General features: G+C 71.2%; 22 protein-coding genes. 18 read left to right on the top strand and 4 right to left on the bottom strand.

The genetic code is table 11. The features are described 5' to 3' along the window. Nucleotides 1-168 precede the first annotated feature (168 nt). The 10 genes from infC (at nucleotide 169) to pheT (ending at nucleotide 9,589) form a co-directional block, all read left to right on the top strand. The gene (infC, locus tag FYC51_RS00105) at nucleotides 169-795 is read left to right on the top strand and encodes a translation initiation factor IF-3 (protein ID WP_148731621.1); all 627 of its coding nucleotides are present in this window, start codon (nucleotides 169-171) and stop codon (nucleotides 793-795) included. 49 nt (nucleotides 796-844) lie between these two features. After that, complete coding sequence (gene rpmI, locus FYC51_RS00100; protein ID WP_148731620.1) at nucleotides 845-1,039, top strand: 50S ribosomal protein L35; 195 nt, start codon at nucleotides 845-847, stop codon at nucleotides 1,037-1,039. A gap of 31 nt (nucleotides 1,040-1,070) precedes the next feature. Then, nucleotides 1,071-1,457, top strand: coding sequence for a 50S ribosomal protein L20 (gene rplT, locus FYC51_RS00095; protein ID WP_148731619.1), 387 nt, complete (start codon nucleotides 1,071-1,073; stop codon nucleotides 1,455-1,457). 207 nt (nucleotides 1,458-1,664) lie between these two features. Beyond that, a complete protein-coding gene (locus FYC51_RS00090; RefSeq protein WP_148731618.1) occupies nucleotides 1,665-2,477 on the top strand; it encodes a TrmH family RNA methyltransferase in 813 nt (270 codons plus the stop codon). Between the two features lie 58 nt (nucleotides 2,478-2,535). Next, nucleotides 2,536-3,324, top strand: coding sequence for an amino acid ABC transporter ATP-binding protein (locus FYC51_RS00085; RefSeq protein WP_148731617.1), 789 nt, complete (start codon nucleotides 2,536-2,538; stop codon nucleotides 3,322-3,324). 56 nt (nucleotides 3,325-3,380) lie between these two features. After that, the gene (locus FYC51_RS00080) at nucleotides 3,381-4,247 is read left to right on the top strand and encodes a glutamate ABC transporter substrate-binding protein (RefSeq protein ID WP_148731616.1); all 867 of its coding nucleotides are present in this window, start codon (nucleotides 3,381-3,383) and stop codon (nucleotides 4,245-4,247) included. Between the two features lie 76 nt (nucleotides 4,248-4,323). Beyond that, the gene (locus FYC51_RS00075; protein WP_148731615.1) at nucleotides 4,324-4,971 is read left to right on the top strand and encodes an amino acid ABC transporter permease; all 648 of its coding nucleotides are present in this window, start codon (nucleotides 4,324-4,326) and stop codon (nucleotides 4,969-4,971) included. After that, nucleotides 4,968-5,891: an amino acid ABC transporter permease gene (locus tag FYC51_RS00070; RefSeq protein ID WP_148731614.1), complete on the top strand. Its 924-nt coding sequence runs from the start codon at nucleotides 4,968-4,970 to the stop codon at nucleotides 5,889-5,891. The genes FYC51_RS00075 and FYC51_RS00070 overlap by 4 nt, the downstream gene beginning before the upstream one ends. A 113-nt stretch (nucleotides 5,892-6,004) precedes the next feature. Beyond that, complete coding sequence (gene pheS, locus FYC51_RS00065) at nucleotides 6,005-7,045, top strand: phenylalanine--tRNA ligase subunit alpha (protein ID WP_148731613.1); 1,041 nt, start codon at nucleotides 6,005-6,007, stop codon at nucleotides 7,043-7,045. 3 nt (nucleotides 7,046-7,048) lie between these two features. Continuing rightward, a complete protein-coding gene (gene pheT, locus FYC51_RS00060; protein WP_148731612.1) occupies nucleotides 7,049-9,589 on the top strand; it encodes a phenylalanine--tRNA ligase subunit beta in 2,541 nt (846 codons plus the stop codon). 6 nt (nucleotides 9,590-9,595) lie between these two features. Here the strand turns inward: pheT and FYC51_RS00055 are convergent, their stop codons facing one another. Then, nucleotides 9,596-10,582, bottom strand: coding sequence for an NAD-dependent epimerase/dehydratase family protein (locus FYC51_RS00055; RefSeq protein WP_148731611.1), 987 nt, complete (start codon nucleotides 10,580-10,582; stop codon nucleotides 9,596-9,598). Between the two features lie 65 nt (nucleotides 10,583-10,647). Next, nucleotides 10,648-10,821, bottom strand: coding sequence for a hypothetical protein (locus tag FYC51_RS19060; protein ID WP_187432423.1), 174 nt, complete (start codon nucleotides 10,819-10,821; stop codon nucleotides 10,648-10,650). 352 nt (nucleotides 10,822-11,173) lie between these two features. Here FYC51_RS19060 and argC point away from each other — a divergent pair, with 352 nt between their 5' ends. The 7 genes from argC to FYC51_RS00020 are packed head-to-tail and all read left to right on the top strand — an operon-like array spanning nucleotide 11,174 to nucleotide 18,589. Next, entirely contained in the window at nucleotides 11,174-12,217 is a 1,044-nt protein-coding gene (gene argC / locus FYC51_RS00050) for an N-acetyl-gamma-glutamyl-phosphate reductase (protein WP_148731610.1), read from the top strand. After that, the gene (argJ, locus tag FYC51_RS00045) at nucleotides 12,214-13,365 is read left to right on the top strand and encodes a bifunctional glutamate N-acetyltransferase/amino-acid acetyltransferase ArgJ (protein ID WP_148731609.1); all 1,152 of its coding nucleotides are present in this window, start codon (nucleotides 12,214-12,216) and stop codon (nucleotides 13,363-13,365) included. Before argC ends, argJ begins: the two co-directional genes overlap by 4 nt. 2 nt (nucleotides 13,366-13,367) lie before the next feature. Beyond that, the gene (argB, locus tag FYC51_RS00040) at nucleotides 13,368-14,309 is read left to right on the top strand and encodes an acetylglutamate kinase (protein WP_148731608.1); all 942 of its coding nucleotides are present in this window, start codon (nucleotides 13,368-13,370) and stop codon (nucleotides 14,307-14,309) included. After that, on the top strand, nucleotides 14,306-15,514 hold the full coding sequence (locus FYC51_RS00035; RefSeq protein ID WP_148731607.1) for an acetylornithine transaminase: 1,209 nt from the start codon (nucleotides 14,306-14,308) through the stop codon (nucleotides 15,512-15,514). The genes argB and FYC51_RS00035 overlap by 4 nt, the downstream gene beginning before the upstream one ends. 33 nt (nucleotides 15,515-15,547) lie before the next feature. Further along, nucleotides 15,548-16,477 carry an ornithine carbamoyltransferase gene (gene argF, locus FYC51_RS00030; protein WP_148731606.1) on the top strand — a complete coding sequence of 310 codons (930 nt, stop codon included), beginning with the start codon at nucleotides 15,548-15,550 and terminating at the stop codon, nucleotides 16,475-16,477. Next, the gene (argH, locus tag FYC51_RS00025) at nucleotides 16,477-17,961 is read left to right on the top strand and encodes an argininosuccinate lyase (protein WP_148731605.1); all 1,485 of its coding nucleotides are present in this window, start codon (nucleotides 16,477-16,479) and stop codon (nucleotides 17,959-17,961) included. The genes argF and argH overlap by 1 nt, the downstream gene beginning before the upstream one ends. Before the next feature lie 7 nt (nucleotides 17,962-17,968). Continuing rightward, nucleotides 17,969-18,589 carry a DNA-3-methyladenine glycosylase gene (locus FYC51_RS00020; protein WP_148731604.1) on the top strand — a complete coding sequence of 207 codons (621 nt, stop codon included), beginning with the start codon at nucleotides 17,969-17,971 and terminating at the stop codon, nucleotides 18,587-18,589. Between the two features lie 25 nt (nucleotides 18,590-18,614). On the opposite strand, the gene FYC51_RS19480 is transcribed toward FYC51_RS00020, so the two are convergent. Then, the gene (locus FYC51_RS19480) at nucleotides 18,615-19,220 is read right to left on the bottom strand and encodes a hypothetical protein (RefSeq protein ID WP_238476142.1); all 606 of its coding nucleotides are present in this window, start codon (nucleotides 19,218-19,220) and stop codon (nucleotides 18,615-18,617) included. A 73-nt stretch (nucleotides 19,221-19,293) separates the two neighbouring features. Continuing rightward, the gene (locus FYC51_RS19055; protein WP_187432422.1) at nucleotides 19,294-19,935 is read right to left on the bottom strand and encodes a DNA-binding protein; all 642 of its coding nucleotides are present in this window, start codon (nucleotides 19,933-19,935) and stop codon (nucleotides 19,294-19,296) included. Nucleotides 19,936-20,098: 163 nt separating this feature from the next. Here FYC51_RS19055 and tyrS point away from each other — a divergent pair, with 163 nt between their 5' ends. Continuing rightward, a complete protein-coding gene (tyrS, locus tag FYC51_RS00005; protein WP_148731603.1) occupies nucleotides 20,099-21,400 on the top strand; it encodes a tyrosine--tRNA ligase in 1,302 nt (433 codons plus the stop codon). The last annotated feature ends 577 nt before the right edge of the window (nucleotides 21,401-21,977 follow it).

Raw genomic sequence — 21,977 nt, 5'->3', positions numbered from 1 at the left:
TGCACTCCGCTTCCACGCCACCGAGCCTCCGGCTCAGGCAGGGAAGTAGACAGGGTGCCGTAGTGCCGCACGGTGTGATTCCATGCGAGCCTGCGTGGATCTTCCGCTCTCGTCGACGGGCGGCATCCGCCTCCCGTTCGAGCACAGCTTGAGTAGAGGAGAACACGCATCAGCGATCCGCGTACCAATGACCGTATCCGCGTTCCCGAGGTCCGCCTCGTGGGACCCGGCGGAGAGCAGGTCGGCGTCGTGAAGATCGAGGTGGCCCTGCGGCTCGCGCAGGAGGCCGACCTCGACCTCGTCGAGGTCGCACCCAACTCGCGTCCGCCGGTCGTCAAGATCATGGACTACGGCAAGTACAAGTACGAGGCTGCGCAGAAGGCGAAGGAAGCGCGGCGCAACCAGGCGAACACCGTCCTCAAGGAGGTCCGGTTCCGCCTCAAGATCGACAAGCACGACTACGAGACCAAGATGAAGCGCGCCGTCGGCTTCCTGAAGGCCGGCGACAAGGTCAAGGCGATGATCCTGTTCCGGGGCCGCGAGCAGTCGCGTCCCGAGATGGGCGTCCGCCTCCTGCAGCGCTTCGCGGAAGACGTGGTGGAGTTCGGCACGGTCGAGCACAACCCCACGATCGACGGCCGCAACATGGTCATGGTCATCGCTCCTCTGAAGAACAAGTCCGAGGCCAAGGCCGAGGCGAATGCACAGCGTGCTGCGGCGAAGGCGCGGCCGGCGGCGGATGCCGCGGGCGAGCCCGAGACGCAGGCGGCCGAGTCCACCGAGGACCAGGCCTAGCACCCCCGTCCGCCACTCCGGTGGCGGCAGAACCAAGGAGAAACACGAGATGCCGAAGCAGAAGACCCACTCCGGGTCCAAGAAGCGCTTCAAGATCACCGGTACCGGGAAGCTCAAGAAGCAGCAGGCCGGCATGCGCCACAACCTCGAGGGCAAGTCCTCGGTGCGCACCCGCCGCCTCAACGCGGACAAGGTCCTGTCGGCCCCCGACACCAAGGTCGTCAAGAAGCTTCTCGGCCGCTGAGCCGCGAGACCCGTAAGGAAGAAACAGAGCAATGGCAAGAGTGAAGAGGGCGGTCAACGCCCACAAGAAGCGTCGGGTCATCCTGGAGCGCGCCGAGGGCTACCGCGGTCAGCGGTCGCGCCTCTACCGCAAGGCGAAGGAGCAGGTCACCCACTCGCTCGTCTACTCCTACAACGACCGCCGCAAGAAGAAGGGCGACTTCCGTCGCCTCTGGATCCAGCGGATCAACGCGGCCTCGCGTCAGAACGGCCTCACCTACAACCGCTTCATCCAGGGCCTCGGCCTCGCGGGCATCGAGGTCGACCGCCGCATCCTCGCCGAGCTCGCCGTGAACGAGCCCGCGACCTTCGCGGCCCTCGTCGAGAGCGCCAAGCAGGCCCTCCCGGCCGACACCTCGGCCCCGAAGACCGCGGCGTAGCCAGGCCCGCAGCGTTCTTCAGCGCCGACACCTCGGCCCCGAAGACCGCGGCGTAGCCAGGCCCGCAGCGTTCTTCGGGGCCGACACCTCGGCCCCGAAGACCGCGGCGTAGCCACTGCTTCGGCCCAACGGCCCGGCACCCGATCCGCGGGGTGCCGGGCCGTTTCGCATGTCCGCCGCGGCATCCGTCGTCCCTAGACTGGCTCCATGCTCGAGAACCCGAGGTCGCCGCGCGTCCGCGCCGTCGCGAAGCTCGCGAAGAAGCCGGCTCGCATCGAGAGCGGGCTGTTCCTGCTCGAGGGGCCGCAGGCCGTCGCCGAGGCGCTCACCTTCCGGCCGCAGCTCGTGGTCGAGCTCTACGCCACGCCCACGGCGCTCGAGCGATACACCGACATCGCGCAGACGGCCGTCGACGCGGGCGTCGACGTCGAGTTCGTGACCGAGGAGGTCCTCGACGCGATGGCCGACACCGTCACGCCGCAAGGTTTCGTCGCCGTCTGCCACCAGTTCCCGACCGCCGTGAAGGACGTGTTCGCGGCGGGGCCGCGCCTCATCGCCATCCTCGAGGAGGTGCGCGACCCCGGCAACGCGGGCACCATCGTCAGGGCAGCGGATGCCGCGGGCGCCGACGCCGTGGTGTTCACCGGGCGCACCGTGGACCTGTACAACCCGAAGGTCGTGCGCAGCTCGACGGGATCGATCTTCCACCTCCCGGTCGCCGTGGGCGGCCACCTGGAAGACGTGCTCGAGCGCGCCCGCGCCGCGGGGCTCACGGTCCTCGCCGCCGACGTGAAGGGCGACGACCTGCTCTCCGCCCGCACCGAGGGCGTGCTCGAGCGGCCGACGGCGTGGCTGTTCGGCAACGAGGCGCACGGGCTCCCCGACGAGCAGCTCGCGCTCGCCGACCGCGTGGTGACGGTGCCCATCTACGGACACGCCGAATCGATGAACCTCGCGACCGCGGCATCCGTGTGCCTGTACGAGAGCGCCTTCGCGCAGCGCAGCGTGGGTCACGAATAGGTAACCACCGGCCGCGTGCCTTTGTGGCGGCAGGCCTGCGCGCCCTAATTTGGGGGGTATGGAGCCAACCCAGCAGGCGCCCGCGACGTCGAACATCTCGGTGCGCCGCGGCGAACCCCTCGTCGTCATCGACCACGTCGAGAAGCACTTCGGCGATCTGCACGTGCTGAACGACATCAACTCGGTCGTGAACCGCGGCGAGGTGGTCGTGGTCATCGGCCCCAGCGGCTCCGGCAAGTCGACCCTGTGCCGCGCGATCAACCGCCTCGAGACCATCGACTCCGGCACGATCACCATCGACGGCGAGCAGCTGCCCGAGGAGGGCGCGGCGCTCGCGAAGCTTCGCGCCGACGTCGGCATGGTGTTCCAGTCGTTCAACCTCTTCGCCCACAAGACGGTGCTCGAGAACGTAACGCTCGCGCCGACCCGGGTGAAGCGGATGTCGCGCAAGGACGCCGACGCGAAGGCGATGGAGCTCCTCGAGCGCGTCGGCGTCGCCAACCAGGCGAAGAAGCTGCCCGCGCAGCTCTCGGGCGGGCAGCAGCAGCGCGTCGCGATCGCGCGCTCGCTCGCCATGAACCCCAAGCTCATCCTGATGGACGAGCCCACGAGCGCGCTCGACCCCGAGATGATCAACGAGGTCCTCGACGTCATGGTCGGCCTCGCCGAGCAGGGCATGACGATGATCGTCGTGACGCACGAGATGGGGTTCGCGCGTCGCGCGGCCGACCGCGTGATGTTCATGGCCGACGGCCGCATCGTCGAGGAGGCGCCGCCGGCGCAGTTCTTCGACAACCCCGAGTCCGATCGCGCGAAGGACTTCCTCTCGAAGATCCTCGAGCACTGAGAAAGCCTGCGCTGCCACGAGCGGCGAGGGAACACCACACGAGAAGAGGCAGACACATGAAACGGATGAGATTCGCACTCGTCGCGGCGGGCGCCGCGACGGCCCTCGCGCTCGCGGGCTGCGCCGGTGGCGGTGGCGGCGGCGAGGCCGAGGAGACGCCCGAGGCGGCTCCCACCTTCGAAGCCGGCACGACGATGGCCGACCTCTCCGAGGCGGGCTCGATCACCATCGGCACGAAGTTCGACCAGCCGCTGTTCGGCCTCGTCGGCCCGTCGGGCGAGCCCGAGGGCTTCGACGTCGAGATGGGCAAGATCATCGCGTCCGAGCTCGGCATCTCCGAGGACAACATCGAGTGGGTCGAGACCGTGTCCGCGAACCGCGAGCCGTTCATCCAGAACGGCCAGGTCGACATCGTCATCGCGACGTACACGATCAACGACAAGCGCAAGGAAGTCGTCTCCTTCGCCGGTCCGTACTACATGGCCGGCCAGTCGATCCTCGTGCTCGCCGACAACGAGGACATCGAGAGCGAAGAGGACCTCGTGGGCCAGCCGGTCTGCTCGGTCACGGGCTCGACGCCCGCTGCGAAGCTCGCCGAGATCGGCGCGCAGCCGGTGCTCACCGACACGTACACCAACTGCCTCGAGCCGCTGCGCAGCGGCCAGGTCGTCGCGGTGTCGACCGACAACGTGATCCTCGCGGGCCTCGCGGCCCAGAACGAGGGCGAGTTCAAGGTCGTCGGCGAGCCCTTCACGGAGGAGCCGTACGGCATCGGCCTCGCGCTCGAGGACACCGAGTTCCGCATGTGGATCAACGACGTGCTCGAGGCGGCCTATGAAGACGGCCGCTACGAGGAGGCGTGGAACGAGACGGCCGGCACGGTGCTGCCGTTCATCGACCCGCCTGCCGTCGACCGCTACTGAACCGACCGATGGATGACCCGGGCCGGGCGGAACGGCCGGCCCGGGTCCATCCGCACCACACGGGCGAAGGGATTCCGTGGACGCCGTCATCGACAACCTGCCGACCTACCTGAGCGGGTTCGGCACGACGATCCTGCTGCTGCTCGTGAGCGGGCTCGCTGCGCTCGTCATCGGCACGATCGTGGCCGCGATGCGCATCTCGCCGGTCGCGACCCTCCGGCTCGTGGCGACCGTCTACACCGAGATCGTGCGCAACACCCCGTTGACCCTCGTGCTGATCTTCTGCGCGCTCGTGCTGCCCTACCTCGGGTCGCGCCTGCCCTACCTCGTCGCGGCGATCATCGCACTGTCGGTGTACACGTCGCCGTTCGTCGCCGAGGCGCTGCGGTCGGGCATCAACGGCGTGCCCGTCGGACAGGCCGAGGCCGCGCGCAGCGTCGGCCTCGGATTCCGCCAGACCGTCTCGCTCGTCATCTTCCCGCAGGCCTTCCGGATGACGATCCCGCCGCTCATCAACGTCTTCATCGCCCTGACGAAGAACACCTCGGTCGCCGGTGGGTTCTTCGTCGTCGAGCTGTTCGCCGTCGGCAAGCAGCTGGCCAACGACAACGGCGACGCGGTCATTCCCATCCTGCTGGGGGTCGCGACGTTCTACCTCCTCATCACGGTGCCGCTCGGCTTGCTCGCGGTCCAACTCGAGCGGAAGTGGGTGGTGCAGCGATGAGCAACGCGAACGTGCTGTTCGACGCGCCGGGCCCCCGCGCCCGAACCCTCTCGCGGGTACTGTCCGTGATCGCGGCGCTGGCCGTGGCCGGCGGCCTGCTCTGGATGTTCCTCGTGCTCAACGCGCCCAAGGAGTCCGGCGGCATCACCCTGCCGGGCATGTTCGACGAGTCGCGCTGGGACATCTTCCTGGACCCCGAGGTCTGGACCTTCATCGGCCAGGGCGTCTGGAACACGCTGCGCGCCGCGCTCGTCGCGTCGGTGCTCGCGGTCGCGCTCGGCGTCGTGCTCTCGCTCCTGCGCAGCGCCCGCAACCCGTGGATCCGCATTCCGACGGCCGTCGTCATCGAGTTCTTCCGCGGCATGCCCGTCCTGCTGATGATGCTCTTCATCCTGCTCGTGTTCGCGACGGGCGACTACTGGGCCGTCGTCGCGGCGCTCGCGATCTACAACGGCGCACTCATCGGCGAGGCGCTCCGAGCCGGCCTGGCCGCGCTGCCGCGCGGCCAGCGGGAGGCGGCCCTCAGCCTCGGCATGCGCCAGCTGCAGTCGAAGATGCTCGTGGAGTTCCCGCAGGCGTTCCGGCAGATGCTGCCGATCATCGTCGCCCAGCTCGTCGTGCTCCTGAAGGACACCTCGCTCGGCTTCATCGTGGGCTACCCCGAGCTGCTGCGCACCACGATGAACAACCTCGGCAGCTTCTTCGGCAACCGCTACCTCTTCCCGCTGTGGGTCGTCACGTTCCTGATCTACCTCGTGATGAACCTCAGCCTGTCGTGGTTCGCACGCTGGCTCGCCCGGCGCGGCGACCGTCGGTACCGCACCGGCGGCAAGGCCGGTGGTCCCCAGCCGGTCGAGGACCCGACGCAGGGGCTGCTCGTCACCGAGGCGCGCGCGGAGGCACGCGGACCCGGCACCTGATCGACGTCGTCGCGGTCGCCCGATGCCCGAGCGGCGCCGCGCGCTCGCGACGACGCGGGCCGGGGGGCGTCGCGGCCTCATCGCACCACGCCCGCCCGCTAGACTCGTTCCTTGTGTCCGAGCCCCGTGAAATCACCGAGCAGGCCGTCCAGGCGGCCGTCGACGCCGCACTCGCGGCGATCGCCGCGGCGGGCGACTCCGCCGCGCTGAAGCAGGTCCGCACCAAGCACACGGGGGAGAAGTCGACCCTCGCGCAGCTCAACGCCGAGCTCCGCAACGTGCCGAACGACCAGAAGGCCGCCCTCGGCAAGCTGGTGGGCGGCGCGCGCGGTCGCGTGAACCAGGCGTTCGCGGTGCGCGAGGCCGAGATCCTCGAGGCCGAGGCGGCCGCACAGCTCGAGGCGGAGGCGGTGGACGTCACGGCGCTGCCATCGCGGTACACGGCCGGGGCGCGGCATCCGCTGGCCCTGCTGCAGGACCGGGTGTGCGACGTGTTCACCGGCATGGGCTGGGAGATCGCCGAGGGCCCCGAGGTCGAGAGCGAGTGGTTCAACTTCGACGCGCTGAACTTCGACGCCGACCACCCGGCGCGCGCCATGCAGGACACCTTCTTCGTCGACCCGCCCGAGGCGCACCTCGTGCTGCGCACCCACACGAGCCCCGTGCAGGTGCGCTCGATGCTCGAGCGCGAGGTGCCGATCTACGTGCTCGCACCCGGTCGCGTCTACCGCACCGACGAGTTCGACGCCACGCACCTGCCCGTGTTCATGCAGTTCGAGGGCCTCGCGGTCGACAAGGGCCTCACCATGGCGCACCTGCGCGGCACCCTCGACCACTTCGTGAAGTCGATCTTCGGCGATGAGGCCAAGGTCCGCCTGCGCCCGAGCTTCTTCCCCTTCACCGAGCCGAGCGCCGAGCTCGACTTCTGGCACCCGACCTTCAAGGGCGGCGCGCGCTGGATCGAGTGGGGCGGCTGCGGCATGGTGCACCCCAACGTGCTGAAGGCCGCGGGCATCGACCCCGAGGTCTACACGGGCTTCGCGTTCGGCATGGGGATCGAGCGCGGGCTCATGCTCCGCAACGGCGTGCAGGACATGCGCGAGATGGTCGAGGGAGACGTCCGGTTCTCCCAGCAGTTCGGAATGGTGGTCTGAGACATGCGAGTGCCCCTGAGCTGGCTCGCCGAATACGTCGAGCTCGTGCCGGGTTCGACGCCTGAAGACGTGCACGCCGCCCTCGTGCAGGTGGGCCTCGAGGAGGAGGACGTGCACACGTTCGAGCTCCAGGGCCCGATCGTCGTGGGCGAGGTCCTCGAGTTCACCGAGGAGCCGCAGTCCAACGGCAAGACCATCCGCTGGTGCCAGGTGCGCGTCGCGCCCGATGGCGAGACGGCGGCCGACGGCGGCGACGCGGTGCACGGCATCGTGTGCGGCGCCCGCAACTTCTTCGTCGGCGACAAGGTCGTGGTGACGCTGCCGGGCGCTGTGCTGCCCGGCCCGTTCCCGATCGCCGCGCGCAAGACCTACGGTCACGTGTCCGACGGCATGATCGCGTCGGCGCGCGAGCTCGGCCTCGGCGACGACCACGAGGGCATCCTGCGCCTGTCGACGATCGGCATCGACGCGCCCGTCGGCACCGACGCGATCGAGCTGCTCGGCCTGAACGACGCCGCCGTCGAGATCAACGTCACGCCCGATCGCGGCTACGCGTTCTCCATCCGCGGCGTCGCCCGCGAGTACGCGCACGCGACCGGCGCCCGGTACCGCGACCCGGTCGAGCTGTCGAGCCCCGCGACGGTGTCCGGCGCAGCCGGCTCGGGCGACGTGTTCCCCGTCGAGGTCCGCGACGAGGCGCCCATCCGCGGCCGCGTCGGCTCGTCGGTGTTCGCGACGCGCATCGTGCGCGACGTCGACCCGACCCGCCCGACCCCGGCGTGGATGGTCGCGCGGCTGAAGCTCGCCGGCATCCGGTCGCTCTCGGTGCTCGTCGACATCACGAACTACGTCATGCTCGAGCTCGGCCAGCCGATCCACGGCTACGACCTCGACCGCCTGCAGGGCGGCATCGTCGTGCGTCGCGCGACCCCCGGCGAGGTGATCACGACCCTCGACGGCAAGGAGCGCACGCTCGACCCCGAGGACCTCCTCATCACCGACGACCGCGGCGCCATCGGCATCGCCGGCGTCATGGGCGGCGCCGACACCGAGATGTCGGATGCCACGCGCAACGTGCTCATCGAGGCCGCGAACTTCGACCCGGTGTCGATCGCCCGCTCCGCGCGCCGCCACAAGCTCCCGAGCGAGGCGTCCAAGCGGTTCGAGCGCGGCGTGGACCCGCAGATCGCCGCTGCGGCGGCGACGCGCGTCGCGCAGCTCATGGCCGACCTCGCGGGCGGAACCGCCGACGCGGGCGGCTCGCTCATCCACGAGGCGCCCGAGCGCGAGGCGATCCTGCTGCCCGACGGGTACGTGACCGAGCTCATCGGCGTCGAGTACACCGACGAGGAGGTGCACGACGCGCTCGCCGAGATCGGCGGCGCGATCACGCGCACCGCCGAGGGCTTCTCCGTCGTGCCGCCGTCGTGGCGTCCCGACCTCACCGGCAAGGCCGACCTCGCCGAGGAGGTGGCTCGCCTCGCCGGGTACCACCGCATCCCGTCGGTGCTCCCCGTCGCCCCGCCCGGACGCGGCCTCACGCGCTCGCAGCGCATCCGGCGCCGGGTCGCCGACGCGCTCGCCGCGGCCGGATCCACCGAGGTGCTCTCGTTCCCGTTCGCGACCGAGGACGAGAACGCGCGGTTCGGCAGCGCCGACGGCTCGTCCGTGGCATCCGTGAAGCTCGCGAACGCGCTCGACGCCTCGGCCGCGCTCCTGCGGCGCTCGCTGCTGCCGGGGCTCGTCGCCGCGGCCAAGCGCAACCGCTCGCGCGGCCTCGTCGACGTCTCATTGTTCGAGCTCGGGCTCGTGTTCCTCCCCGAGGCGGGGCGCACCTACGGCAGTGCCGAACTGCCCGTGGGCGACCGGCGGCCGTCCGAGGCCGAGCTCGACGCGCTGCAGGCGGGCATCCCGCCGCAGCCGCGGCACGTCGGCGCGCTCCTCGTGGGCGACGTCGTGACGAAGCAGCCCGGCCAGGCGGCGGTGCCCGCAGGCATCGTCGACGCGCTCGACGTCGTGCGCCAGGTGGCGCTCGCGGTCGGCGCCGAGATCGAGGTGGCGCAGGGCTCGCACCAGGCGCTCCACCCGGGCCGCACCGCCGAGCTGCGCGTGGCCGGCCGTCCGGTCGGGTTCGCGGGCGAGCTGCTGCCCTCCGTCGCGGAGGAGAACGACCTGCCGCGCGTCGTCGCCGTCGTCGAGCTCGACCTCGATGCGGTCATCGCGCTCACCGAGCCGGGGCTCGAGGCCGGGCAGATCGGCACGTACCCGGCGGCGACGCAGGACCTCTCGCTCCTCGTGGACGCGGGCGTGCCCGCCTCGACCGTCGCCGGAGCAGTGCGCGAGGGCGCCGGTGCGCTCCTCGAGGAGCTGCACCTCGTCGACGACTACCGCGGCACGGGCGTGCCCGAGGGGTCGAAGAGCCTCACGTTCGCGCTGCGGTTCCGCGCCGACGACCGCACGCTGACGGCCGCCGAGGCGAGCGAGGCGAAGCTCGCCGGCGCCGCGGTCGCCCGCGAGCGCACGGGCGCGGCGATCCGGGAATAGCGATGGTCAGGCGCCGTAGCGCTCGACGAGCCGGTCGAACGCGGCATCCTGCTCGGCGTCGACCTCGCGACGCGACGCGTCGGCGTCGTGCCAGTCGACGATCTCGTGCGCGCCGCGCCAGAACGGGATGACCGCGCGGTACTCGGGCACGAGCGACTTCACCTTCGTGTTGTCGAAGATCACCGAGTGCGCCTTGTCGCCGACGAGGCCGGGTCCGTCCTCGGGGAGCTCGCGCGCGATCGCCTCGCTCGCGACGTGCACGGGCCGGAACTCCGCGCCGGCCGCGCGGGCGAGCGCGGCGCCCACCTGGTCCCAGGTGAGCACCTCGTCGGACGTGATGTGGAACGCCTCGCCGACGGCCCGCTCGTTGCCGAGCAGGCCCGTGAATGCGACGGCGAAGTCGCGCGTGTGCGTGAGCGTCCAGAGGCTGGTGCCGTCGCCCTGGACGATGACCGGCTTGCCACGGCGCATGCGGTCGATGGCGGTCCAGCCGCCGAGGAGCGGCACGCTCGTCGCGTCGTACGTGTGCGACGGGCGGATGATCGTGGCCGGGAAGCCGCGCTCGCGGTAGGCCGCGACGAGCAGGTCCTCGCTCGCGATCTTGTCGCGCGAGTACTGCCAGTACGGATTGCGCAGGGGCGTCGACTCGGTGATGGGCAGGTGCCCGATCGGCTTCTGGTAGGCGGATGCCGAGGAGATGTAGACGAACTGGCGGCAGCGCCCCTCGAACAGCTCGAGGTCGCGCGCGACCTGGTCGGGCGTGAACGAGCGGAAGTTCGCGACCACGTCGAACGTCTCGTCGCCGATCGCGGCGGCGATCGAGGCGGGGTCGCCGGCGTCGCCCGTGAGGTGCCGCACGCCCTCGATGCGAGGCCGGGTCGTGCTCGTGCCACGGTTGAGCAGCGTGAGCTCGTCGCCGCGGGCGACGATCCGGGCGCTCGACGCCGAGCTGATGATGCCGTTGCCGCCGATGAACAGCACGCGCAGGGACATGGGTCCTCCTCGTCCGACGAGCCCGACGACGCAGACGCGGTCGTCGAACCGAGCCTAGGGGAGTGTCAGCTGCACGGACCGAACCCGACGAGCCCGCGTTCGACGTCGAAGACCACCGTGTTCCGGAAGTACGGGGTCAGCCCCAGGTTCCCTGAGCCGCGGCTCGGGGCCGCCGCGACCTGCGTGGCGGCCATCGCCGCGCCCGCGCCCGTCAGCATGAGGAAGGTCCGTCGGTCCATGGTGTCCCACCCTGTCCGCGCGACGGCTTCGGGTCGGAGCGGCGCGCACTGGCGCACATTCTTCGCCACCCGACCATCGGCGGCAACACCCACAAGGAGGCCCATTCGGCAGCATGATCGAGGTCGCCGGATGACGCGCCGAATTGCCTCGACGCGGGGCGGCTCGATAGGGTCGTGGGCATGTCCACCGCTCGGATCGACCGCTCCGCACGCCTCGCGCGTGGCGTCGAGCGCGGCCTCCGACGTCGTGGCGTCCGCCGAATCCCGGCGACCCCTGCAGCGGCCTGATCTGCCGAGCCTGCGGGGCGTCGCCGGACCTCAGCCCCGACCCCGCAGACCCTAAGGTGGATTCATGACGTACTCCGTCGCCGTTTCCGGCGCGTCCGGCTATGCCGGAGGGGAGATCCTCCGTCTCCTCGCCGATCATCCCGACTTCGAGGTGCGCACGGTCACGGCGCACGCGAACGCCGGCCAGCCGCTCGTCGCGGTGCAACCGCACCTGCGCGCCTACACGCACCTGACGCTCCAGGAGACGAGCGCCGAGACGCTCGCCGGACACGACGTGGTCTTCCTCGCGCTCCCGCACGGGGCATCCGGAGCGATCGCGGCGCAACTGCCCGACGAGACGCTCGTCATCGACTGCGGCGCCGACCATCGGCTCGAGCGCGAATCCGACTGGGCGGCCTTCTACGGCGGCGACCACCACGGCGCCTGGAGCTACGGCGTCCCCGAGCTGCCGCGACTGTCGGGCACGCAGCGTGACCGGCTCGCACGCACCCGCCGCATCGCGGCCCCCGGCTGCAACGCGTCCACGGTCGCGCTGTCGCTCGCCCCCGGCATCCGTGCGGGCGTCATCGAGGACCGCGACCTCGTGTCGGTGCTCGCGGTCGGACCGTCGGGCGCGGGCAAGAGCCTCAAGGCGCACCTGCTCGCGAGCGAGATCCTCGGCTCGGCGAACCCCTACTCCGTGGGCGGCGTGCACCGGCACATCCCCGAGATCGCACAGGCCCTGCGCTGGGCCGGCGCGTCCGAGCCCACCATCTCGTTCACGCCCGTGCTCGTGCCGATGTCCCGCGGCATCCTCGCCACGTCGACGGCGCGCATCGTGCCCGGCACGGATGCCGCGACGGTGCGTGCGGCGTGGGAGGACGCCTACGCGGGCGAGCAGTTCGTCCAGCTCCTGCCGCCCGGGCAGTTCCCGCGTACCGCCGACGTGCTCGGCGCCAACACGGCCCTCCTCGGCCTCGCGGTCGACGAGACGGCCGGCCGCGTGGTGGTCGTCGCGGCGGTCGACAACCTCGTGAAGGGCACCGCGGGCGCGGCGATCCAGTCGGCCAACATCGCCCTCGGCATCGCCGAGTCGACCGGCCTCCCCGTGAACGGAGTCGCACCGTGACCGTCACCGCACCCGCCGGCTTCGAGGCCGCGGGCATCGCCGCCGGCATCAAGCGCTCGGGCGCCCTCGACCTCGCCGTGATCGTGAACCGCGGACCGTCGAACGCGGCGGCGGCCGTGTTCACGTCCAACCGCGCGAAGGCGAACCCCATCCTCTGGTCGGAGCAGGCGATCGCCGACGGCCAGGCCGCCGCGATCGTGCTGAACTCGGGCGGCGCGAACTGCTTCACGGGACCTGAGGGCTTCCAGGTCACGCATCACACGGCCGAGACCGCCGGCTCCGCGCTGGGCGTCTCCTCGGGCGACGTGCTCGTCTGCTCCACGGGACTCATCGGCGAGCAGCTCGACATCGAGGTCCTCGAGGAGGGGGTGCTGTCGGCGGTCGCCCGGCTGACGCCACAGGGCGGCGAGGATGCCGCGCGCGCGATCATGACGACCGACACGAAGCCCAAGACCGTGGTCGTCGAGGGCGACGGATGGCGCGTCGGCGGCATCGCGAAGGGGGCGGGCATGCTCGCGCCGGGCCTCGCGACCATGCTCGTCGTGCTCACGACCGACGGCCTCGTGCCGCCCGCGCGCCTCGACGAGGCGCTGCGCGCCGCCACCCGGGTGACGTTCGACCGGCTCGACTCCGACGGCTGCATGTCGACGAACGACCAGGTCACGCTCATGGCGTCGGGGGCGTCGGGCGTGACGCCCGATCCCGCCGCGTTCACCGACGCGGTGACCGAGGCGTGCCGGTCGCTCGCGCTGCAGCTGCAGGCCGACGCCGAGGGCGCGAGCCACGACATCACGATCGAGGTGCGCGGCGCCGTGACCGAGGACGACGCCGTCGAGGTGGGCCGCTCCGTCGCCCGCAACAACCTGTTCAAGGCGGCGATCTTCGGCAACGACCCGAACTGGGGCCGTGTGCTCGCCGCGATCGGCACGACGCAGGCGCCGTTCGACCCCTACCTCGTCGACGTGTCGATGAACGGCGTCCGGGTCTGCCACGCCGGCCGCCCCGACGCGCCGCGCGAGCAGGTCGACCTCACCCCGCGCGCCACGCACGTGCTCATCGAGCTGCACGCGGGCGAGGCATCCGCCACCATCTGGACCAACGACCTCACGCACGACTACGTGCACGAGAACAGCGCCTACGCGAGCTGAGCATGACCGACGAGAACGAGAACGGAATCCCGCACGCCGTCGAGGGCGCGGCCGACGACGGGGCGGATGCCGCGTCCGCACATGCCAAGGCGCAGGTGCTCATCGACTCGCTGCCCTGGCTGAAGCGCTTCCACGGCGAGACGATCGTCGTGAAGTTCGGCGGCAACGCGATGGTGAGCGCCGAGCTGCAGCGCGCCTTCGCCGAGGACATGGTGTACCTGCGGTACGCGGGCATCAAGCCCGTGGTCGTGCACGGCGGCGGGCCGCAGATCTCGTCGATGCTGTCGCGGCTCGGCATCGAGAGCGAGTTCCGCGGCGGCTACCGCGTGACCACGCCCGAGGCCATGGACGTCGTGCGCATGGTGCTGTCGGGGCAGGTGAACCGCGAGCTCGTCTCGCTCATCAACCGGCACGGCCCCCTCGCGGCGGGCCTCTCCGGCGAGGACGCGGGCCTGTTCACCGGACGGCGCCGCGGCGCGATCGTCGACGGGGCGGAGGTCGACCTCGGACTCGTCGGCGACGTCGTCGCGGTCGATCCGGCGGCCGTGCACGCGCAGCTCGACGCCGGCCGAATCCCGGTCGTCTCGTCGATCGCGCCCGACGCCGCGAACCCCGGCCAGTCGCTCAACGTGAACGCGGATTCCGCCGCGGCATCCCTCGCGGTCGCCCTCGGTGCGGCGAAGCTGGTCATCCTCACCGACGTGGCCGGCCTCTACCGCGACTGGCCGAACCGCGACTCGCTCGTGTCGGTCATCGACGTGCCGGAGCTCATCGCGCTGCTCCCGCACCTCGAGTCGGGCATGATCCCGAAGATGACCGCATGCCTCGAGGCCGTCGAGGGCGGCGTGGCGAAGGCCGCGATCATCGACGGCCGCATCCCGCACTCGATCCTGCTCGAGGTGTTCACCCAGTCGGGCATCGGCACGGAGGTGGTGCCCGCATGACCGATATCGACGTGCTCGACTGGCAGGCGCGCTTCGACCGGCGCATCATGCGCTCGATCGGCATGCCGCTCGCGAAGCTCGACCACGGCAGGGGCGCGCGGGTGTGGGACGACGCGGGCCATGAGTACCTCGACTTCCTCGCCGGCATCGCCGTGAACTCGCTCGGCCACGCGCATCCGGTGTTCGTCGAGGCGGTCACGGCGCAGGCGTCGCGCCTCGCGCACGTGTCGAACTACTTCACGACCGAGCCGGCCCTCGAGCTCGCCGAGCGCCTCATCCGGCTCGCCGGTGCGGGCGAACACGGACGGGCCTGGTTCGGCAACTCCGGCGCCGAGGCCAACGAGGCGGCGTTCAAGCTCGCCCGGCTCAACAACTCGGGCGGTGCGCGCTCACGGGTCGTGGCGCTCGTCGACGGCTTCCACGGGCGCACCATGGGCTCGCTCGCGCTCACCGGCAAGCCGCACATGCGCGAGGCGTTCGAGCCGCTGCCCGGCGGCGTCGAGCACATCCCCGCGACGATCGCGGCGCTCGAGGCGACCATCGACGAGTCGGTCGCGGCATTGTTCGTCGAGCCGATCCAGGGCGAGGCCGGCGTGGTCGAGCTGCCCGACGGCTTCATGACGGCGGCCCGCGAGCTCACCGAGCGGCACGGCGCGCTGCTCATCGTCGACGAGATCCAGACCGGCGCGGGTCGCACCGGCCAGTGGTTCGGCTTCCAGCACTCGGGCATCACGCCCGACGCGATCACGGTCGCGAAGGGCATCGGCGGCGGCTTCCCGATCGGCGGACTCGTCACGTTCGGGCGCGCATCGTCGCTCTACTCGAAGGGCCAGCACGGCTCGACGTTCGGCGGCAACCCGCTCGCCACCGCGGTCGCCAACGCCGTGCTCGACGAGATCGAGACCGGCGGACTCGTCGAGAACGCCGCCGCGCGCGGCGGCCAGATCCGCGAGCGCGTCGACGCGATCGGCTCGCCGCTCGTCACGGGCACCCGCGGACGCGGACTGCTCCTCGGCGTCGCCCTCGCCGAGCCGGTCGCCATGCCGCTCGCGGCCGAGGCGATGCGCGCCGGCCTCATCGTCAACGCCGCCAACGACTCGACCATCCGCATGGCGCCGCCGCTCATCATCGGCGACGCCGAGGTCGACGAGTTCGCCGACAAGTTCTCCCGAGCACTCGACGCCGTCGCGTCGACGCGCCGCTGACCTCCCCGACCGTCCCGACATGAACGGAACCGCATGACCCGCCACTTCCTCCGCGACGACGACATCACGCCCGCCGAGCAGGCCGAGATCCTCGACCTCGCCGAGCGCCTCAAGCAGGACCGCTGGGCGGTGAAGCCGCTCGCCGGGCCGCAGACCGTCGCCGTGATCTTCGACAAGTCCTCGACCCGCACGCGGGTGTCGTTCGCGGTCGGCATCGCCGACCTCGGCGGCTCCCCGCTCATCATCTCGACCGCGAGCAGCCAGCTCGGCGGCAAGGAGACCCCGTCCGACACCGCCCGCGTGCTCGAGCGGATGGTGTCCGCCATCGTCTGGCGCACCTACGGGCAGGCCGGACTGGAGGAGATGGCCGCCGGCACGACCGTGCCCGTCGTCAACGCGCTCTCCGACGACTTCCACCCGTGCCAGCTGCTCGCCGACCTGCTCACGATCCGCGAGCACAAGGGCGACCTCGCCGGCCTTACCGTGACGTTCCTCGGCGACGGCGCCTCGAACATGGCGCAGTCGTACGTGCTCGCGGGCGTGACCGCGGGCATGCACGTGCGCGTCGCCTCGCCCGAGGAGTTCGCGCCCGCGGCATCCGTCGTCGCCGACGCCGACCGCATCGCCGACTCGACCGGCGGTTCCGTCACGCTGTACACGGATGCCGCGGAGGCAGCCGCCGGCGCCGACGTCGTCGTGACCGACACCTGGGTCTCCATGGGCAAGGAGGACGAGAAGGCGCACCGCGTGGCGACCTTCGGCGCCTACCGGGTGGATCGCGAGCTCATGTCGCTCGCGGCATCCGATGCGGTCTTCATGCACTGCCTGCCCGCCGACCGCGGCTACGAGGTGACCGCCGACGTGATCGACGGCGAGCAGTCGATCATCTGGGACGAGGCGGAGAACCGCCTGCACGCCCAGAAGGCGCTGCTCGTGTGGCTGCTCGAGCGGAAGGACGCGTGATGACCGACGCACCCGGCACCGGCGGACCCGAGGGCACCGACGGCACGACCTCCGAGCACGGCACGAACGAGGGCGCGCTCTGGGGCGCGCGCTTCGCGAGCGGCCCGTCGCCCGAGCTCGCCCGCCTCTCGAAGTCGACGCACTTCGACTGGCAGCTCGCGCCCTACGACCTGGCCGGCTCGCGTGCGCACGCCCGCGCGCTCGCGGCAGCGGGGTACCTGAGCGACGACGAGCTCGGCGCCATGCTCGCCGGCCTCGACACGCTCGAGGCGCGCGTCGCCTCGGGCGAGGTCGTCGCCGCCGAGTCCGACGAGGACGTGCACGGCGCGCTCGAGGCGGCACTCATCGGCATCGTCGGCCCCGAGCTCGGCGGCAAGCTCCGCGCCGGTCGCAGCCGCAACGACCAGATCGCCACGCTCGTGCGGCTCTACCTCAAGGACCACGCGGCCGTCATCGGCCAGCAGCTCGTGCACCTCGTCGACGCGCTCGCGTCGCAGGCCGACGCGCACCGCACCGCCGTCATGCCCGGCCGCACGCACCTGCAGCACGCGCAGCCCGTGCTCCTCGCGCACCACCTGCTCGCGCACGGCTGGGCACTGTCCCGCGACCTCGAGCGGCTCCTCGACTGGACGAAGCGCGCCGACGTGTCGCCGTACGGAGGGGGAGCGCTCGCCGGGTCGACGCTCGGGCTCGACGCGGCATCCGTCGCCCGCGACCTCGGCCTGGCCGCGCCCGCCGAGAACTCGATCGACGGCACCGCGAGCCGCGACGTCGTCGCCGAGTTCGCCTTCGTCGCGGCGATGATCGGCATCGACCTCTCGCGCATCGCCGAGGAGGTCATCCTCTGGAACACCCGCGAGTTCGGCTTCGTCACGCTCGACGACGGCTACTCGACCGGATCGTCGATCATGCCGCAGAAGAAGAACCCCGACATCGCCGAGCTCGCGCGCGGCAAGTCGGGCCGACTGATCGGCAACCTCACCGGCCTCCTCGCGACCCTCAAGGCGCTGCCGCTCGCGTACAACCGCGACCTGCAGGAGGACAAGGAGCCGGTGTTCGACTCGGTCGAGACCCTCGAGGTGCTGCTGCCGGCGTTCACGGGAATGATCGCGACGCTCGAGTTCCACACCGACCGCATGGCCGAGCTCGCGCCCGCCGGCTTCTCCCTGGCGACGGATGTCGCGGAGTGGCTCGTGAAGCGCCACGTGCCGTTCCGCGACGCCCATGAGATCACGGGCGCGCTCGTGCGCTACGCGGAGGAGCGCGGGCTGGGGCTCGACGCCGTCGACGATGCCGCGCTGGCCGCGATCTCGCCGCACCTCACGCCCGACGTGCGCGAGGTGCTGACGGTCGAGGGCTCGGTCGCGAGCCGCGACGGCATCGGCGGCACCGCACCGACGCGCGTCGACGAGCAGTTCGCCCGCCTCACGGACCGCGTGCGCCACCTCGTCGTCGGCCTGCCGGCCGCCGGCCGCGGTCGCTGAGCGAGCGATGTCGGAGGCCCTCGTCGCCGTCGGACGCGAGTGGTTCGCGCGCGACTCCGTCGAGCTCGCGCCGCTCCTGCTCGGGGCGGTGCTCGCGCACGACTCCGAGGAGGGCCGCGTCGCCATCCGCCTCTCCGAAGTCGAGGCGTATCGCGGCGTCGGCGAGGATCCCGGCTCGCACGCGTTCCGCGGCCAGACCCGCCGCAACGCGGTGATGTTCGGCGAGTCCGCGCACCTGTACGCGTACTTCACGTACGGCATGCACACGTGCCTCAACGTCGTGGCGGGGCATCCGGGATCGTCGTCGGCCGTGCTGCTGCGCGGGGGCACCGTGGTCGAGGGGCTCGAGCTCGCGCGGCTGCGGCGGCCCGGGGCATCCGATCGCGACCTCGCGCGCGGACCCGCCCGGCTCGCGGTCGCCCTCGGCGTGCCCCTGTCGGCGAGCGGCGACGACCTGCTCGCGCCGCCGTACGCGCTCGAGGTGCCGACCGCTCCCGAGCCGTTCGAGTCGGGCCCGCGCACCGGCGTGAGCGGCGCCGGCGGGGGAGCGGCGTTCCCGTGGCGCTTCTGGATCCCCGGCGAGCCGGGCGTCTCGCCGTACCGGCGGCACGCGCGCTCCGACGACTGAGGCGGTCGTTCCGCGGAAGCGAGGCTCAGCGCAGCGCGAGGTGCGCGACGAGCGCGGCCGCGCACGCCCAGATGAGGCTGGCGAACGTGCCGATGATGAACCGCTCGCGCGCCTCGGGCGCCTCGAGCTCGGTGAAGCGGCCGACGCCCTTCACCGCGACGACGATCGCGAGGCCCTCGGGGAACCCGGCCATGATGGTGCCCGCCGTCGCGATGCGCTCGAGGATGCCGATCGTGAGCCCGCCGCGCAGCACTTCCCGGCGGACGCCCGTCGTCACGCCCTGGCGCTGCTCGGCCGGCGTCGGGCGCTCGGCGACGATGATGCCGCCGTGCAGGCCGGGCGCCACGGTGCCGCCCATCGCGAGGTTGAGCGCGGTGGCCGCGGCGGGGCTGCCGCCGAACACCGCCGCCGTGAACGCGAGGATCGTGACCAGCGGCCCGAATCCCGTGCGCCCGGTCGGCTCCGAGATGGAGGCGGCCGCCAGCAGCGCGACGCCGAGCGCGCCTGCGGCGAACCACACGAGCGCCGGCCGTGGACGCAGGAACGCGAGCACCGAGAGGGCCGTCGCCGCCGTGAGGAACAGCAGGAGCGCCGACCAGGAGATGCCATCGGCGACGGCGACGAGGTTCACGGTGCTCCTTCCGGGCGGCGACCCGGCGGCCGCAGCTTCGAGCAGTGTAGCGAGGCACCACGGGGTGGCGTGGTCACTCCGCCGCGGCGGTTCCCGATTCGCCGGCGCTGTGCGCAGCGAGCCGCTCGTCGAGCTCGGCCAGCAGCCGTTCGAGGACGGGCCTGGCATCCTCCTCGGCCCGCCACATCGCCGCCTTCAGGCGGGCGCTCACGGCGGCGGCGCTCACGTCGAGGATCGCGGCGGCCTCCTTCTGCTGGTGGCCCGTGCGCATGAGCTCGACGACCTCCCAGCCGGGCTCGGTTCGGCGCTCGCGGAGCAGCAGGAGGAGCCGGACCAGCGCCTCGAGATCGGCCGCCGCCTGCGGATCGCCCGCGGCGCGCAGCGCGAACCGGCCGTCGGCGCGCTTCGCGGCCCCCACCGCTTCGCGGGCCGCGATGAACGCCGACCCGGAGGCCTTGCGTGCGGCATCGGGCAGCGGCATCCGGATGCCGCCGACGCCCAGCCCGACGCTCCACCGTCCGGTGCGCGTGGCGTCGAGCACGACGGCGAGGGCGGTGGACGCCGAGCGCGTGACGAGCTGGATCTCGTCGCCGGCGGTCTGGTCGGCGGGGAGCACGAGCTGGTCGGCGTAGCGCTCGGCGAGCGCCTCGACGAGGGCGCCCGTGCGGTCGGCGTCGCGGCGGCTGGCGACCTGGTCGGCGGTGATGACGAACATCCCTGATCCTTCCCGCCCGCGGCGCTCAGGTCGTCGGGCTTGAATCGCGGTGATCAATGATGAGAGATGAACTATGCAAGATCAATGATAGAGACTTGAGCACTGAGAATCAAGGATATGGCTCGAAGTCTTCGATGAGCATCCCGCTGATAGCCTTGCTGGCGTGTCAGACCCCGAGATCCTCGCTTCCCAGCAGAACGACGCCTCCTTCGAAGACGTCTGGGAGGAGCTCAACTGGCGCGGCCTCGTGCACGTGTCGACCGACCAGGCTGCGCTGAAGGAGCTCCTCGCCGGCGAGCCGATCACGTACTACTGCGGGTTCGACCCCACCGCCCCGAGCCTCCACCTCGGCAACCTGGTGCAGATCCTCACGCTTCGGCGCCTCCAGTTGGCGGGCCACAAGCCGCTCGGGCTCGTCGGCGGGTCCACCGGGCTCATCGGCGATCCGCGCCCCACGGCCGAGCGCACGCTCAACACCAAGGAGACCGTCGCCGAATGGGTCGGCTACCTCCGCGGCCAGGTCAGCCGCTTCCTCTCGGGGGAGGGCGACAACGCGGTGCGCATGGTCAACAACCTCGACTGGACCTCGGGCCTCTCGGCCATCGACTTCCTGCGCGACATCGGCAAGCACTACCGCGTCGGCACCATGCTGAAGAAGGACGCCGTCGCGTCGCGCCTGAACTCCGACGTCGGCATCAGCTACACCGAGTTCAGCTACCAGATCCTGCAGGGGTTCGACTACCTCGAGCTCTTCCGGCAGTACGACTGCCGGCTGCAAACGGGCGGCAGCGACCAGTGGGGCAACCTCACGAGCGGCACCGACCTCATCCACCGGGTCGAGGGCGAGCACGTGCACGCGATCGGCACGCCGCTCATCACGAACTCCGACGGCACCAAGTTCGGCAAGAGCGAAGGCAACGCCATCTGGCTGGATGCCGCGATGTGCAGCCCCTACCGCTTCTACCAGTTCTGGCTCAACACCGACGACGCCGACGTGATCTCGCGGCTCAAGGTCTTCACCTTCCTGAGTCGCGCGCGCATCGAGGAGCTCGAGGAACTCGTCGAGCGCGAGCCGTTCAGGCGCGAGGCGCAGCGCGTGCTCGCCCATGAGGTGACGACCCTGGTGCACGGGCCCGATGCCACGGCCGCGGTCCTCGCGGCTTCGCAGGCGCTCTTCGGCCAGGGCGACCTCTCGGTGCTCGATCCCGACACCCTCGAGTCGGCGCTGCGCGAGCTGCCGAACACGACCACCTCGCCGAACGCGTCGATCGCGCAGCTGCTCGCCGACACCGGACTCGTCGCGAGCCAGAGCGAGGGTCGACGCGCGATCGCGCAGGGCGGCGTCTCGCTCGACAACGTACGCGTCGACGACGAGACCGCGACCCTCGAGGGCCGCGTTCCTCCCGGCGGCATGGCCGTGCTCCGGCGCGGCAAGAAGACCCTCGCCGGCGTCTTCGTCGAATAGCCGACGGATGCCTCGGCCGGAGGCCCCGATCGTTCCCCGTCGGGGGAGCGATCGGGGCCTCCGGCGTTCTCGGGGTCGAGCGCCCAGATCCGCGGAATTCCGGGGGTCCGAGGTGCGACACGCCCGGGATGCAACGCCGAGTTGCACGACCCCCCGGATCGACGTAATGTATTCATTCGTTGCCCCACAGGAGCGAGAGAGCGGCAGGGTCCATCAGGACCACAGCCTCTCGGCCTCAAGCGGCACGAAGATCCCGAGCCTCGAAGAGCATCTCTTCGCAGAGCTCGAAGCATCCGGAACCGTCCTCATGGGATGACCGGTTGAGAACGAAACAGCTCCGACTGATCGGCCCCACGGGGTCCTAACGTCGGGTGCGTCCGTTCCTTGAGAACTCAACAGCGTGCACTATGTTCAATGCCAATTTTTGAACCCCGACTGGGCCTTTTGGCCTGGTGGGATTCCTTTGGATTGATGGACAGTCAGTATTGATTGTTCTGTCTGTCAGAGGTCAACTCTTGACCGGCGCTCTTCGGGGTGTTGGTTGAACATTTTTTTTGGAGAGTTTGATCCTGGCTCA

Origin of the sequence: Agromyces mariniharenae, from assembly GCF_008122505.1 — a bacterium.
GTDB lineage: Bacteria > Actinomycetota > Actinomycetes > Actinomycetales > Microbacteriaceae > Agromyces > Agromyces mariniharenae.
This window is presented reverse-complemented; position numbering and strand designations above follow the sequence as displayed.

Coding starts and splice junctions, on each gene's coding strand:
- rpmI (WP_148731620.1), top strand. CDS start 845: ATGCCGAAGCAGAAGACCCACTCCGGGTCCAAGAAGCGCTTCAAGATC.
- rplT (WP_148731619.1), top strand. CDS start 1,071: ATGGCAAGAGTGAAGAGGGCGGTCAACGCCCACAAGAAGCGTCGGGTC.
- FYC51_RS00090 (WP_148731618.1), top strand. CDS start 1,665: ATGCTCGAGAACCCGAGGTCGCCGCGCGTCCGCGCCGTCGCGAAGCTC.
- FYC51_RS00085 (WP_148731617.1), top strand. CDS start 2,536: ATGGAGCCAACCCAGCAGGCGCCCGCGACGTCGAACATCTCGGTGCGC.
- FYC51_RS00080 (WP_148731616.1), top strand. CDS start 3,381: ATGAAACGGATGAGATTCGCACTCGTCGCGGCGGGCGCCGCGACGGCC.
- FYC51_RS00070 (WP_148731614.1), top strand. CDS start 4,968: ATGAGCAACGCGAACGTGCTGTTCGACGCGCCGGGCCCCCGCGCCCGA.
- pheT (WP_148731612.1), top strand. CDS start 7,049: ATGCGAGTGCCCCTGAGCTGGCTCGCCGAATACGTCGAGCTCGTGCCG.
- FYC51_RS00055 (WP_148731611.1), bottom strand. CDS start 10,582: ATGTCCCTGCGCGTGCTGTTCATCGGCGGCAACGGCATCATCAGCTCG.
- FYC51_RS19060 (WP_187432423.1), bottom strand. CDS start 10,821: ATGGACCGACGGACCTTCCTCATGCTGACGGGCGCGGGCGCGGCGATG.
- argC (WP_148731610.1), top strand. CDS start 11,174: ATGACGTACTCCGTCGCCGTTTCCGGCGCGTCCGGCTATGCCGGAGGG.
- argB (WP_148731608.1), top strand. CDS start 13,368: ATGACCGACGAGAACGAGAACGGAATCCCGCACGCCGTCGAGGGCGCG.
- FYC51_RS00035 (WP_148731607.1), top strand. CDS start 14,306: ATGACCGATATCGACGTGCTCGACTGGCAGGCGCGCTTCGACCGGCGC.
- argF (WP_148731606.1), top strand. CDS start 15,548: ATGACCCGCCACTTCCTCCGCGACGACGACATCACGCCCGCCGAGCAG.
- argH (WP_148731605.1), top strand. CDS start 16,477: ATGACCGACGCACCCGGCACCGGCGGACCCGAGGGCACCGACGGCACG.
- FYC51_RS00020 (WP_148731604.1), top strand. CDS start 17,969: ATGTCGGAGGCCCTCGTCGCCGTCGGACGCGAGTGGTTCGCGCGCGAC.
- FYC51_RS19055 (WP_187432422.1), bottom strand. CDS start 19,935: ATGTTCGTCATCACCGCCGACCAGGTCGCCAGCCGCCGCGACGCCGAC.